Source organism: Pseudomonas sp. BYT-1 (assembly GCF_023611805.1).
Lineage (GTDB): Bacteria > Pseudomonadota > Gammaproteobacteria > Pseudomonadales > Pseudomonadaceae > Aquipseudomonas > Aquipseudomonas guariconensis.
In genome coordinates, this window is sequence record NZ_CP072559.1 from 2,474,553 (window position 1) to 2,487,748 (window position 13,196).

Here is a 13,196-nt window from a genome sequence, read left to right on the forward strand (position 1 = left end):
ATAAGAAGAGTCTTCTACGGTGAATACGACCCTATCGCCCTTGCTGGTCAAGGACCCGCAACCGAGCCTCTTGCTGGCCTCCGACGCACGCCCGTTGGCGTTCAACTCCGCATTCCAGACGCTGTTCGGCGAGGACACGCAGGCATTGCCCACCAATACCGCCGCGCTGGTAAAGGCATGTCTGCGTCAACGCCGTGCCATCGTCGAAGTGGAGGCCGAGGTTGGGGAGCGCATCCTGCTTTGGACGTTCATTCCCGATGACAACGGCCAGCAGGTCGTGGCCCGCTGCCGCGACGCCAGCGATGAACGTCGCGAGGCGCGCGAAGCCAGCCGTGCCCGGCGTCTGTACCGACTGATCACTGAAAACACCACCGACTTGATTTCCCGGCACAGCCCGGACGGGCGTTTTCTCGATGCCACGCCGGCGGCGTTCCGCTTGCTCGGCCTGTGGCCTGAACAACTGCGCGGCAGCGCCGTGCACACTTTGCTGCACCCCAGCGAGCGGCGTCAGGTGCTGCTGCAGGCCGGCGCGGCGCTGGAAGTGGAGGGCTACCACACCCTGACCTGTCGGGTGCGCCATGCCGATGGCCGTTACCGCTGGTTCGAGATTGCCTGTCGGGCGATCCGCGAGACCTATACCGGCACGGTGGTGGAAATCGTCGCCGTCTCGCGCGACATCACGTTGCGCATCGAAGCCCAGGAGACCCTGGCCCACAGCGCCCGCGTCGCCACCTTGGGCGAGCTCGCCTCGGGCATTGCCCATGAGATCAACCAGCCGCTGGCAGCGGTGCTCAATTACAGCAACGCCAGCCTGCGTTACCTGCACAACCTCGACCATGACCCCCAGGCCCGCGAACGCATCGCTCAGGGCTTGCAACGTATCAACGCCCAGGCCAACCATGCCGCGCAGGTGATCCGTCGCCTACGGGCCTTCCTGCGCAAGGGGCCGCGTCATCTCCAGGCGCTGGATATCGCCGATGTGGTGGGTGAGGCGTTGCGTCTGTGCGCCTGGGAGGCCGGGCAGGCCCAGGTGCGCATCGAACAGCGCCTGGGCCCGCAGTTGCCCAAGGTGTACGCGGACCGGGTATTGCTCGAGCAGGTGCTGCTCAATCTGCTGCGCAATGCTATCGACGCCAACCGCGAGCAGCACGGGACGCAGGCCTCGCGTATCCTGCTCATCGCCAAGGCCGTGGACGACGGGCTGCTGGTGGAGGTCTGCGATCAGGGCCCGGGCGTGGCAGTGGAACGCCTGGATGAGATCTTCACGCCGTTCACCACGACCAAGGCCGATGGCCTGGGATTGGGGTTGAGCATGAGCCGGAGCATTGTCGAGGGCTTTGGTGGCAGCCTACAGGCGCGGCCGGGCGAGGCGGGTGGCTTGGTGCTGTGCTGTCGTCTGCCGGCGAACAACGGATAAGGAGAGGGGCCAGTGGTGCAAGCGAAGGTGTATGTGGTCGATGACGACCAGGGCATGCTCGACTCGACGGTCTGGTTGCTGGAGTCGGTAGGCCTGCGCGCGCTGCCGTTCACAGGGGGGCAGGCGTTTCTCGATGTCTGCGATGACCGCGAGCCGGCCTGCGTGCTTTTGGATGTGCGCATGCCAGGCCTGGGCGGGCTGGCGGTACAGGCGGCGCTACGTGAGCGCGGGCTCGACATCCCGGTGATCTTCGTCAGCGGCCACGCCGATGTGCCCATCGTGGTACGGGCCTTCAAGGCCGGTGCCTGCGACTTCATCGAAAAACCCTACAACGACCAATTGCTGCTCGACAGCGTGCAAGCCGCCCTGGACCAGGTCCGTCGCCGACAGCAGGGCAGCGAAGCCCTGGCCGCCGTGCAGGCGCGGATCGACGGGCTCACGCCCCGTGAGCGCGACGTGTTCATTCCCTTGGCCCAAGGGCTGAGCAACCGGGAAATCGCCGAGCAATTGGGCGTCAGCGTCAAGACCGTCGACCTGTATCGAGGGCGGGTGATGAAGCGCCTGCAGGCTGCGAGCCTTCCTGAGCTGGTGGGCATGGCCATCGCTTGTGGGCAGGTCGCGGCGCTGGGATTACAGGAGTCCTGAGGGCTTCTGTACGAAAATTTATATAGCAAGCTATTTAAGGCTTTGACATTCACTGCCTAGGCAGTAATATTTTTAAACAATTGCCTGAGCAGCCTGTCATGTCCCATTTCTCACCGGAAAACTTCCAGACCTGCACCATCGGCCTGCTGCTTGGCCGCGCCGCGCTCCTGAAGGACCGCATCCTCGACTCTCACCTGGAAGCCGACGGCGTCACTGCCGCCCAGTTCAAGGTGCTGATCATCGTCACCCAGTACCAAGTGGACACGCCGGCCGAGCTGTGTCGCTACCTGGGCCTGGACAGCGGCTCGATGACCCGCATGCTCGATCGCCTCGAGCAGAAGGAGCTGATCGTGCGTAACCGCTGCCCAGAAGACCGTCGCCAGGTGCGCCTGGCGTTGACTGCCGAGGGTCAGCGCCTGGCCGACCGGCTGCCGGAGATCGGCGCGGCGGCGATGAACGAGCTGGTCGGTGTGCTCGAGCCCGAAGAGCTCAAGGCCCTTGAAGGCTTGCTTGCCAAGGTGCTGATCAGCGCCGGCGACCCCCTGACGATCAGCCGTTTCGCCGATCGTTGATCCCTCACGACTCATCCAAGGTATTGTCATGGCCACTTCCGCTGACACCTCCACCCCAGCACCTGCGCCGGACAACACAGGCAAGCGCAAGGCCTGGTTGCTTGGCTTGCTGCTGGTGCTGATCCTTGCCGGTGCCGCCGCCTGGGGCTGGTACACCCTGGTCGGGCGCTGGCATGAAAGCACCGACGACGCCTACGTCAATGGCAACGTGGTGGAAATCACGCCGCTGGTGACCGGTACCGTCACCAGCATCGGTGCCGATGATGGCGACTTGGTGCATGAAGGCCAGGTCCTGCTGCGCTTCGACCCGGCCGACAGCGAGGTCGCCTTGCAGGCCGCCGAGGCCAAGCTGGCGCGCACTGTGCGTCAGGTCCGGGGCCTGTACAGCAATGTCGATGCGCTCAAGGCGCAATTGCAGACGCGTCAGGCTGAGCTGCAGAAAGCCCAGGACAATTACAACCGGCGCAAGGTGCTGGCAGACAGTGGGGCAATCGCCGCTGAGGAAATCTCCCACGCTCGCGACGACTTGACCGTCGCCCAGAGCGCCCTGAACAGCGCCCGCCAGCAACTGAACACCAGCACTGCACTGGTCGACGACACCGTAGTCTCCTCGCACCCCGAGGTAATGGCTGCCGCCGCCGACCTGCGCCAGGCCTACCTCGACAATGCCCGCACCACATTGGTAGCACCGGTCACCGGCTACGTGGCCAAGCGTACCGTGCAACTGGGCCAGCGCCTGCAGCCGGGTGTCGCGACCATGGCGGTGATCCCGCTGGACCAGGTCTGGATCGATGCCAACTTCAAGGAAACCCAACTGCGCGACATGCGCATCGGTCAGCCGGTGGAAATTTCTGCCGATCTTTATGGCAGCGACGTGAAATACAGCGGTACCGTGGACAGCCTGGGCGCCGGTACCGGCAGCGCCTTTGCGCTGTTGCCGGCGCAGAACGCCACCGGCAACTGGATCAAGATCGTGCAACGGGTACCGGTGCGTATTCACCTGAACCCCGAACAGCTCAAGGACCACCCCCTGCGTATTGGCCTGTCCACCGTTGTCGAGGTCGATCTGCATGACCAGAGCGGCCCGGCGCTGGCCCAGCAGCCGCCACAGCAAGCCAGCTACACCACCCAGGTGTACGATCGCCAGTTGGTCGAAGCCGACAACCTGATCGCCCGGCTGATCCACGAGAACAGCGCCACCGGCAAGACGGCCCAGCGATGAGCAAGGACGCGCCCGCGCAGTTCACTCCGCCGAGCCTGCTGCTGACGACCATCGGCCTGTCGCTGGCGACTTTCATGCAGGTGCTCGACACCACCATCGCCAACGTGGCCCTGCCGACCATCTCCGGCAACCTGGGGGTGAGCTACGAGCAGGGCACCTGGGTGATCACCTCGTTCGCGGTGAGCAATGCCATCGCCTTGCCGCTGACGGGCTGGCTGAGCCGGCGCTTCGGCGAGGTGAAGCTATTCCTGTGGGCCACATTGCTGTTCGTGCTGGCCTCGTTCCTGTGCGGCATCGCCCAGTCGATGCCGGAACTGGTGGCCTTCCGCGTGCTGCAGGGTGTGGTCGCCGGGCCGCTGTACCCGATGACCCAGACCCTGCTGATCGCCGTGTACCCGCCCGCTAAAAGGGGCATGGCGCTGGCCTTGCTGGCCATGGTCACGGTGGTGGCGCCGATTGCCGGGCCGATTCTCGGTGGCTGGATCACCGACAGCTACAGCTGGCCCTGGATCTTCTTCATCAACGTCCCCATCGGCCTGTTCGCCGCGGCCGTGGTGCGCCAGCAGATGCGCGCGCGACCCGTGGTCACCAGCCGTCAGCCGATGGACTATATCGGCCTGCTGACGCTGATCATCGGCGTGGGCGCGTTGCAGGTGGTGCTGGACAAAGGCAACGACCTGGATTGGTTCGAATCCTCGTTCATCGTCATCGGCAGCCTGATTTCGGTGGTATTTCTGGCGGTCTTCATCATCTGGGAACTCACCGATCGCCATCCGGTGGTCAACCTGCGTTTGTTCGTGCACCGCAATTTCCGTGTCGGCACCTTGGTGATGGTGCTTGGCTATGCGGGCTTCTTCGGCATCAACCTGATCCTGCCGCAATGGTTGCAGACCCAGATGGGTTACACCGCCACCTGGGCGGGCTTGGCAGTAGCGCCGATCGGCCTGCTGCCTGTGGTCCTGTCGCCATTCGTTGGCAAGTATGCGCACCGGGTCGATCTGCGTTTGCTGGCGGGGTTGGCGTTCCTGGCGATTGGCGCCAGCTGCTACATGCGCGCCGGCTTCACCAGCGAGGTGGACTTCCAGCACGTGGCACTGGTGCAACTGTTCATGGGCATCGGCGTGGCGCTGTTCTTCATGCCGACCTTGAGCATCCTGCTGTCGGACCTGCCGCCTCACCAGATCGCCGATGGCTCGGGGCTGGCGACCTTCCTGCGCACCCTCGGAGGCAGCTTCGCCGCCTCGCTGACCACCTGGATCTGGATTCGCCGCGCCGACCAGCACCACGCGTACCTGAGCGAGCACATCAGTCAGTACGATCCTTCCACCCAGCACATGCTGGAGCAGTTGGGCGGGGCCAACCCGCAGAGCTATGCGCAGCTGGAACGGATCCTCAACGGCCAGGCCTACATGATGTCGACGGTGGATTACTTCACCTTGATGACCTGGGTGTTCGCAGGGCTGATCCTGCTGGTATGGCTCGCACGGCCGCCGTTCACCGCCAAGGCGGGACCAGCGTCGGCCGGACACTGATGCAACGGCTTCTTCGCGGATGAGCCACTCGCGCCTGGCCCGGGTTGCTCCCTGTGACAGTGGACTCGCCCGCGAAGGGGCTCTGCACGCGTGCGACCGCTAACCTTCAGGCGGGCATTCACAACCCTCTGCATTTCTTCTATTGTCGAACGTTCATTTCCAGGCAATTGGCAGATTCATGGAGAACGTCATCGTCATCACCGGTGCCAGCCGTGGCATCGGCGCCGCCACCGCCTTGCTGGCGGCGCAGCAGGGTTATCGCATCTGCATCAACTACCACGCCGACGACCAGGCCGCCGAACAGGTGCTGGCTCAGGTGCGTGCGCTCGGGGCCACGGCCATCGCCGTGCGAGCCGATGCCAGTGTCGAAGATGAAGTGGCGCAGCTGTTCCATCGCGTCGACCAGGAGCTTGGTCCGGTTACCGCGCTGGTCAACAACGCCGGCACCATCGGCCAGCAGAGTCGGGTGGAGGAGATGTCTGAGTTCCGCCTGCTCAAGGTGATGAAGACCAACGTGGTCGGCCCAATGCTGTGCGCTAAGCACGCATTGCTGCGCATGGCCCGCCGTCATGGTGGGCAGGGCGGGGCGATCGTCAATGTATCGTCCGTGGCGGCGCGCCTTGGCGCTCCCCACGAATATGTCGACTACGCCGCCTCCAAGGGTGCGCTGGACACCTTCACCGTCGGCCTGGCCAAGGAAGTGGCAGGCGAGGGCGTGCGGGTCAATGGCGTACGGCCTGGCTACATCCACACAGGTTTCCATGCGTTGAGTGGCGATCCGGAGCGGGTATCCAAACTCGAACCGGGTTTGCCCATGGGGCGTGGAGGACGGCCGGAGGAAGTGGCCGAGGCGATCCTGTGGCTGCTGTCGGACAAAGCGTCCTATTCGACAGGTAGTTTCATTGACCTGGGTGGTGGGCGCTAAGTAGCTGGGGGAGCGCGCACCGCGGTGGGCTGCGAAGCAGACCCTGCTGCGCTATCAGAACGACCTCACGATCCGCCCCAACGTCTCCATGGCCTGCTCGGCACCCTCATTCCAAGGGCTGCCGTAGTTCAGGCGGATGCAGTTACCAAAGCGCCGCGTGGGCGAGAAGATTGGCCCTGGGGCGATGCTGATGCCCTGGGCCAGGGCCATGTGGAACAACTTGAGCGCATCCATCTGCTCCGGCAGTTCAAGCCACAGGAAGTAACCACCGCTGGGGTGGCTGACCCGGGTCTGTGCCGGGAAATGCCGGGCGATGGCGGCCAGCATGCTCAACTGCTGGCCTTCCAGGGCATAGCGCAGCTTGCGCAGGTGGCGGTCGTAGCCGCCGTGTTGCAGGTAGTCGGCGATCGCAGCCTGGGCGGGCATCGAGGCGCACAGCGAGGTCATCAGCTTGAGCCGCTCGATCTTCTGGGCAAAGCGCCCGGCAGCCACCCAGCCAATGCGATAGCCCGGTGCCAGGCTCTTGGCGAAGGAACCGCAGTGCATCACCAGGCCCTCGGTGTCGAAGGCCTTGGCCGGCTTGGGCGCTTGCTGGGCATAGTAGAGCTCGGCGTAGACATCGTCTTCGATCAGCGGCACCTGGTGGCGGCGCAGCAGCTCCACCAACGCCTGCTTCTTCGCCTCAGGCATGCTTGCGCCCACCGGATTCTGGAAGTTGGTCATGCACCAGACGGCTTTTACCGGGTGTTTCTCCAAGGTTTGCGCCAGTACGGCCAGGTCCATGCCTTCACGTGGATGCACCGGGATTTCCACGGCCTTGAGCTTCAGGCGCTCGAGCACCTGCAGGCAGGCATAGAAGGCCGGGGCTTCGATTGCGACCAGATCGCCAGGTTCGGTGACCGCCTGCAGGCACAGATTGAGCGCCTCCAGGGCGCCGTTGGTGATCAGCAGCTCCTCCATGGGCAGCATCAGCCCACCTACCATGTAGCGCAGGGCGATCTGCCTGCGCAGTTGCGGATTGCCCGGCGACAGGTCGGTGACCACCATGCGCGGGTCCATGGCTCGGCTGGCGCTCGCCAGCGAGCGCGACAGACGCTGGAGGGGGAAGAGTTCCGGGCTGGGGAAGGCCGAGCCGAACGGCACGGTATGCGGATCCTTGATCGAGTCGAGGATGGAGAACACCAGCGCGCTGACGTCCACCTGGGTGGATTCGCTGACCGGTGCCAAGGCCTGGGGTTCGCTGAACGGCCGGGGTGCGTGGGCATTGACGAAGTAGCCTGAGCGCGGCCGGGCGCGAATCAGGCCACGGCGCTCGAGCAAGTAGTAAGCCTGAAACACCGTGGACGGGCTGACGCCGTGGGTCTGGCTGGCGTAGCGCACCGAAGGTACACGTTGGCCGGGCCCCAGGACGCCGGAGCGGATCAGTTCGGCAATGTCGTCAGCGAATCGTTCGTAGCGTTTCATCGTGGCTCGGCAGTCAAGGTGACAAGTCAGTGTAAGGGATCAACGGTTCAGTGGCGCGACGAAGCGGCTGTCGGCGCGGCTGTAGATCGTCGGCTCATCGCTGTCGCGGACTTCGAAGGTGATCTGCTGGGCACTGTTGGTGGGGCGGTCGGCCAGCAATGCGACCGATACCGGCAGCTCGCTCATTTCTCCGGCGGGAATGACGAAGGCCGTCTTGCCGTTCAGCGCGAAGCCCTCGGCGTCCACCAGACGCAGTTCGTAGCGCTGGGGAGACTGGGTCTTGTTGATGACCTTGAGCAGGTAAATGTTCTCGATCTGGCCTTGAGCGTTCTCGCGGAACAGGCCGCGGTCCTTGATCACATCCAGCGACACCATCGGGCGCAGGTTCAGGGCCACCACCAAGGCACCGATCATCAGCACCAGGGCACTGGCGTAGCCTAGCAGGCGTGGGCGCAGCCAGTGCGTCTTGCCGCCTTGCAAGGTGTGTTCGGACTTGTAGCCGATCAGGCCACGGGCATAGCCCATCTTATCCATCACGTTGTCGCAGGCGTCGATGCAGGCGGCGCAGCCAATGCAGGCCATCTGCAGGCCGTCGCGGATATCGATGCCGGTGGGGCACACCTGCACGCACAGGGTACAGTCGATGCAATCGCCCAGGTTCTGCGCGCGCGGGTCGCTGCCTTTCTTGCGCGGGCCACGGGCCTCGCCGCGGCGAGGGTCGTAAGCCACCGCCAGGGTGTCCTTGTCGAACATCACGCTCTGAAAACGTGCATAGGGGCACATGTGCATGCACACCGCTTCGCGCAGCCAGCCGGCGTTGAGGTAGGTGGCGGCGGTGAAGAACACCACCCAGAACAGCGCCACGCCGCCCAACTGCAGGGTGAACAGCGCCTCGGCCAAGGGGCGGATGGGCGTGAAGTACCCCACGAAGGTCAGCCCTGTGAGCACTCCGATGGCCAACCACAGGCTGTGCTTTAGGGTGCGGCGCGCAAGCTTTTCAAGGTTCCAGGGGGCTGCGGCGAGCTTGATGCGCTGGTTGCGGTCACCTTCGCTGACCTTCTCGCACCACATGAACAGCCAGGTCCATACACTCTGCGGGCAACTGTAGCCGCACCAGACACGGCCCGCGAACACCGTGATGGCAAACAGCCCGAAGGCGCAGATGATCAAAAGCGCCGACAGCAGGATGAAGTCCTGAGGCCAGAAGGTGGCGCCGAAGATATGGAATTTGCTTTCGGCAAGGTCCCACAGCACAGCCTGGCGGCCGTTCCAGTCCAGCCAGGCGGTGCCGAAGAACAGCACGAACAGCGCACCGGCAAAGCCAATGCGCAGGTTGCGGTACAGGCCGGTGAAACTGCGTGTATGGATGCCGCTGTCGCCCAGGCGCTTGCGCGGGCTGGCGGGCGCGTCAACGTCGATCACGCGGTACGGGATTCTATCGCTCATGGCTTGTGCTCTTGAGTCTCGATCAGGCCCGTTCACTATGGGGCGCGATCTGTTTCCAGCACAGACTCAGGTGGCGCGATAAAAACCGTATCAGATGAACCGCTGGTACCTCGCAGGCCTCAGATCACGGAGCCTGGCGTGCTTGCCTTCAGATGCCTGCGGCTATCCACCGCACCGGCCACGGTGAGCGCGTCGGCCTCGGCTTCGGTGATGGGGACGCGCTGGTTGGCGAGCAGGGCCACCGACATGCGCAACTGCTCATCCGTGACGATCTCGATGTCCGGCCCTTCGGCCTCGAGGCGTAGGTCTTCGCCGATCAACGTACAGCGGCGGGTGCTTTCGTCGATTTCTACGGGCATGGCGATGTCCTCTTGGTTGGCGGTCTGCAGTTGTGACCGCGCCAAACAGGTGGTTGCTGCATCGCTGCGCTCAGTGGATTCGGTTGCACTCCCGGCAAGCCCAACGGTCCATCCCTTGAGAGGTACGAGCGTCGCTCCCACGACCTGGAGGTCTGACATGCACCCTTGGTGGCACACGGTATGGCTGGCCATACAAGCCGAGTTCGCCGACATCGCCGACCTGCGCGAGGTCACCCAGATCCTGGTGCGCTTGTTGATGGCCGCCGTGCTGGGCGCGGTGCTGGGCTTCGAGCGCGAGCACAAGGGCAAGTCCGCGGGCGTGCGCACGCACATGTTAGTGTGCCTGGGGGCGGCGCTGTTCGTCCTGGCGCCGAGCATGGCCGGCGCTGACGAGCAGGCGCTCAGCCGAGTGGTCCAGGGGATCGTCGCGGGGATCGGTTTTCTGGGCGCCGGGACGATTCTCAAAGGGAACGGCCAGGAGACCAGCCATGTGAAAGGCCTGACCACCGCCGCCGGATTGTGGATGACCGCCGCCATCGGCACGGCCGCGGGTGTGGGGCGTGAGGCCACTGCCGTGATCAGCACGGTGCTGGCGCTGCTGGTGCTGGGCAGCATGCCGTTGTTGGTGGAGAAGCTTGAAGGCGAGGATGAAGGGAAGCAGGAGGAGGAGCGTGACAGGAAGCACTGAGGGGAGCCGAAGCTCCCCTCAAAGCGTTGTTGCCTGCTCTTTTTTTTATTATTGGAGACTGGCCTGTTGTTGTTTTTGTCAGCCATTGCCTCGGTAGTGCGGGTGGCCCCCACTCGGGGCACAAGAGCAAACGTATTTTTTTGAGCGCTGACCTGCTTTCATCATTGCTGATCCGATGCTGACTGCCGCTACCTTGCAGGTAGTTTTATTGTTCTGTGTCAGACCGCGAGGGCGAACCCTCTGAAAAGCGTGCCTACTCCAAAAAAATCTGCTTGCTACGCCTCTGCCGTGTTGTTCTTGTTATGTCAGAGCCGTTACCTATTGTTTTTATTGGGTGTCACGTTTGTTGTTCTTGTTATGCCAGAGATAAAGCAGATGCCATGCCAACTTTTTAAAATCCTTTAAAATCAATGCCTTGTCTGAATTCGCAGAAGCCGGGCCACCTGAAAATCTGTCGATTTGTTTCCCTGTTACCCGATTTTTTGCTGGCAAACGAGGGTGAGGTAACACTCACCCACACACATGTGACACCCGTATGACTTATTGAGCGCTACGCGCCCGTGCAACCCGCGACCCCGTGACGCGGCCCAGCACCGAACTGATGCGCTGGCCGGCCGCGATCAGGCGCTCCAGGTCGATGCCGGTGTCGATTCCCAGGCCTTGCATGAGGTACACAACATCCTCGGTGGCAACGTTGCCGGTCGCGCCCTTGGCGTACGGACAGCCGCCCAGGCCCGCCACGGAACTGTCGAAGACCTGGATGCCTTCGAGCAGACTGGCATAGACATTGGCCAGGGCCTGGCCGTAGGTGTCATGGAAATGCCCGGCCAATTGCCCACGTGGCACCTGGGCCGAGACCACCTCGAACAACCGGCGTGTTTCGCCAGCGGTACCGGTGCCGATGGTGTCGCCCAAAGACACTTCGTAGCAGCCCATCTCATGCAGTGCCCGCGCCACCGGCGCGACCTGCTCGGCGCTGACCTTGCCTTCGTAAGGGCAGCCCAGCACGCACGACACATAACCGCGCACGCGCACGCCATGGCTGCGCGCCGCCTCCATGATCGGCTCGAAGCGCTTGAGGCTCTCGCTGATCGAGCAATTGATGTTGCGCTGTGAGAAGGCCTCGGATGCGGCGGCGAATACCGCCACTTCTTTCACCCCAGCTGCCAGGGCGTCTTCGAAACCGCGCAAGTTGGGCGCCAGGGCGGCGTAGGTCACGCCTGGGCGTTGCTTGATGGCGGCGAACACCTCGGCTGAGCCGGCCATCTGCGGTACCCATTTGGGCGAGACGAAGCTGCCCACCTCGATATAGGACAACCCGGCCTCGGTGAGCTCGTCCACCAGGCGCACTTTGTCCGCGACGCTGATGGGCTGGGCTTCGTTCTGCAGGCCGTCGCGCGGGCCGACTTCGACCAGGCGGACTTTCTCGGGCAATGACATGGCGGGGTTCCTGTGTCAGGTCAACGGTTATTGTGATTGTGCTGGTTGAGGGTGGCGGCCAGGGCCTGTTCGCAGCGTTCCTGGGCAGTGTCCAGCTCCAGGTGCATTTGCTGGATATCGAGCATCTGCTGTTCCAACTGAGCGCGGCGCTCGGCGATCTTGGCCAGCATGCTGTTGAGCTGCTTGAGATTGCCGCTGGTAGGGTCATACAGCTCGATCAGCTCCCGGCATTCGGCCAGGGAGAAACCGATGCGCTTGCCGCGCAGGATCAGCTTCAAGGTGACCTTGTCGCGCGCCGAATAGATGCGCTCCAGGCCTCGACGTTCGGGGCTCAGCAGGCCTTGCTCCTCATAGAAGCGAATCGCGCGGGTGGTGATGTCCAGCTCGCGGGACAGGTCGGAGATGCTGTAGGTCTGGCTGCTCATGCTTGGGCTCGGAAGAGGTGATAGCCGCTAACCTAAAGGCTGCTTGACGTAAACGTCAAGCAGGCGCTGCTGGCCCCTGGGATTGGGCCGATCGCCGGAAGCCATTTGGCGTCTGGCCGGACAGGCGCTTGAAGAACCGGGCGAAGTAGGTCGGGTCGGTGAAGCCCAGGCGGTCTGACAGCTGGCCGATGCTCATGCGCGTGTACACCAGGTTGCGTCGTGCTTCCAGCAACAGGCGCTGGTGAACGACTTGCAGAGCGGTCTGCCCGGCCAGGTCCCGGCACAGCTGGTTGAGACGCAGGCTGGAAATACCCAGCTTCGCCGCGAAGTATTCGACCGACAGGTGCTCGCGGTAATGGGCTTCCACCAAGCGCAGGTATCGGCTTAGCAATTGCCGGTCGCGTTCATCTCGGTTGCGCGGGGCCTGGCCCAGTTGTTGGCGACGGCTGATCCACACCATCAGTGCGGTGAGCAGCGCCTGCAGCATGGCGCCCCGCCCTGGCGCGTGGCCCTGGTATTCCTGCTGCAGCGTGTCGATCAGACCGTGCAGGCGGATACGGTCCTTGCCCAGCGGGTAGCAACCCACCGACGTCAGCACTGCCAGGGGTGCGCCGAGGCGCTGCTCCAGATCGGCCACCAGGGCGGTGCCGAACGTCAGCACGTGGCCCTGGATGTCGGCGCTGAAACGAAACCCATGCACGGTCAGCGGAGGGACCACCTGAATCGCCGCTTCGTGGATTTCGCTGCGCTGGCCTTCGATCTGTACCTGCGCCCGGCCCCTTTGCACGTAAAGCAGCTGGAACAGCTCGGCATGGCGATGGGGCTTGATTTCCCAGTGGTGCAAACGGCTGCGCGCAGGGATCGACTCGCAATGCAGCAAGTCGGCACCGGGCCAGGCCTGGTTTTCGCCGTAGAGCTGGAACAGTGGCACTCCGGGAAGTCGGGTGGTCATGGCATGTCTGTCCGTTAATCGAACGAAATTTGCAAAAGTGCAGTTAATGCACGGGATTTCACACTTTTTGCCCTGCAGTGGCCAGTAAAAATGCAGGTGCAAACCCAAA

General features: G+C 63.5%; 13 protein-coding genes. 7 read left to right on the top strand and 6 right to left on the bottom strand.

Annotated features, from left to right (window positions below; genetic code table 11):
• Nucleotides 1–19: 19 nt before the first annotated feature.
• From J5X93_RS11380 to J5X93_RS11405, 6 genes are all read left to right on the top strand, one after another.
• The gene (locus J5X93_RS11380; RefSeq protein WP_182940938.1) at nucleotides 20–1,417 is read left to right on the top strand and encodes a sensor histidine kinase; all 1,398 of its coding nucleotides are present in this window, start codon (nucleotides 20–22) and stop codon (nucleotides 1,415–1,417) included.
• Nucleotides 1,418–1,429: 12 nt separating this feature from the next.
• A complete protein-coding gene (locus J5X93_RS11385) occupies nucleotides 1,430–2,062 on the top strand; it encodes a response regulator transcription factor (protein WP_102082599.1) in 633 nt (210 codons plus the stop codon).
• A gap of 98 nt (nucleotides 2,063–2,160) precedes the next feature.
• Nucleotides 2,161–2,634, top strand: coding sequence for a MarR family winged helix-turn-helix transcriptional regulator (locus tag J5X93_RS11390; RefSeq protein WP_043211269.1), 474 nt, complete (start codon nucleotides 2,161–2,163; stop codon nucleotides 2,632–2,634).
• 28 nt (nucleotides 2,635–2,662) lie between these two features.
• Nucleotides 2,663–3,856: an HlyD family secretion protein gene (locus tag J5X93_RS11395; RefSeq protein ID WP_070574659.1), complete on the top strand. Its 1,194-nt coding sequence runs from the start codon at nucleotides 2,663–2,665 to the stop codon at nucleotides 3,854–3,856.
• On the top strand, nucleotides 3,853–5,388 hold the full coding sequence (locus J5X93_RS11400; protein ID WP_043211265.1) for a DHA2 family efflux MFS transporter permease subunit: 1,536 nt from the start codon (nucleotides 3,853–3,855) through the stop codon (nucleotides 5,386–5,388). Before J5X93_RS11395 ends, J5X93_RS11400 begins: the two co-directional genes overlap by 4 nt.
• A 178-nt stretch (nucleotides 5,389–5,566) precedes the next feature.
• Nucleotides 5,567–6,313, top strand: coding sequence for an SDR family oxidoreductase (locus J5X93_RS11405; RefSeq protein WP_090342358.1), 747 nt, complete (start codon nucleotides 5,567–5,569; stop codon nucleotides 6,311–6,313).
• A 54-nt stretch (nucleotides 6,314–6,367) separates the two neighbouring features.
• Here J5X93_RS11405 and mapR read toward each other — a convergent pair whose 3' ends face one another.
• The 3 genes from mapR to J5X93_RS11420 all read right to left on the bottom strand — a co-directional run bounded on the left by mapR (nucleotide 6,368) and on the right by J5X93_RS11420 (nucleotide 9,582).
• The gene (gene mapR, locus J5X93_RS11410) at nucleotides 6,368–7,777 is read right to left on the bottom strand and encodes a GntR family transcriptional regulator MpaR (protein ID WP_090342361.1); all 1,410 of its coding nucleotides are present in this window, start codon (nucleotides 7,775–7,777) and stop codon (nucleotides 6,368–6,370) included.
• Between the two features lie 39 nt (nucleotides 7,778–7,816).
• On the bottom strand, nucleotides 7,817–9,223 hold the full coding sequence (ccoG, locus tag J5X93_RS11415) for a cytochrome c oxidase accessory protein CcoG (protein WP_182940935.1): 1,407 nt from the start codon (nucleotides 9,221–9,223) through the stop codon (nucleotides 7,817–7,819).
• 119 nt (nucleotides 9,224–9,342) lie between these two features.
• Nucleotides 9,343–9,582 (bottom strand): DUF3203 family protein, encoded by a 240-nt coding sequence (locus J5X93_RS11420; RefSeq protein WP_043211257.1) that lies wholly within the window; start codon nucleotides 9,580–9,582, stop codon nucleotides 9,343–9,345.
• A gap of 157 nt (nucleotides 9,583–9,739) precedes the next feature.
• On the opposite strand from J5X93_RS11420, the gene J5X93_RS11425 reads away from it, so the two are divergent.
• A complete protein-coding gene (locus J5X93_RS11425) occupies nucleotides 9,740–10,270 on the top strand; it encodes an MgtC/SapB family protein (protein WP_043211255.1) in 531 nt (176 codons plus the stop codon).
• A 540-nt stretch (nucleotides 10,271–10,810) separates the two neighbouring features.
• Here J5X93_RS11425 and J5X93_RS11430 read toward each other — a convergent pair.
• Genes J5X93_RS11430 through J5X93_RS11440 form a run of 3 tightly spaced genes read right to left on the bottom strand, consistent with a single transcriptional unit; the run spans nucleotide 10,811 to nucleotide 13,087 of the window.
• Nucleotides 10,811–11,710, bottom strand: coding sequence for a hydroxymethylglutaryl-CoA lyase (locus J5X93_RS11430; RefSeq protein ID WP_090342373.1), 900 nt, complete (start codon nucleotides 11,708–11,710; stop codon nucleotides 10,811–10,813).
• Nucleotides 11,711–11,730: 20 nt separating this feature from the next.
• Nucleotides 11,731–12,135, bottom strand: a complete 405-nt coding sequence (locus tag J5X93_RS11435) for a MerR family transcriptional regulator (protein WP_043211252.1) — start codon at nucleotides 12,133–12,135, stop codon at nucleotides 11,731–11,733.
• Between the two features lie 55 nt (nucleotides 12,136–12,190).
• The gene (locus J5X93_RS11440; RefSeq protein ID WP_182940932.1) at nucleotides 12,191–13,087 is read right to left on the bottom strand and encodes a helix-turn-helix domain-containing protein; all 897 of its coding nucleotides are present in this window, start codon (nucleotides 13,085–13,087) and stop codon (nucleotides 12,191–12,193) included.
• Nucleotides 13,088–13,196: the final 109 nt, after the last annotated feature.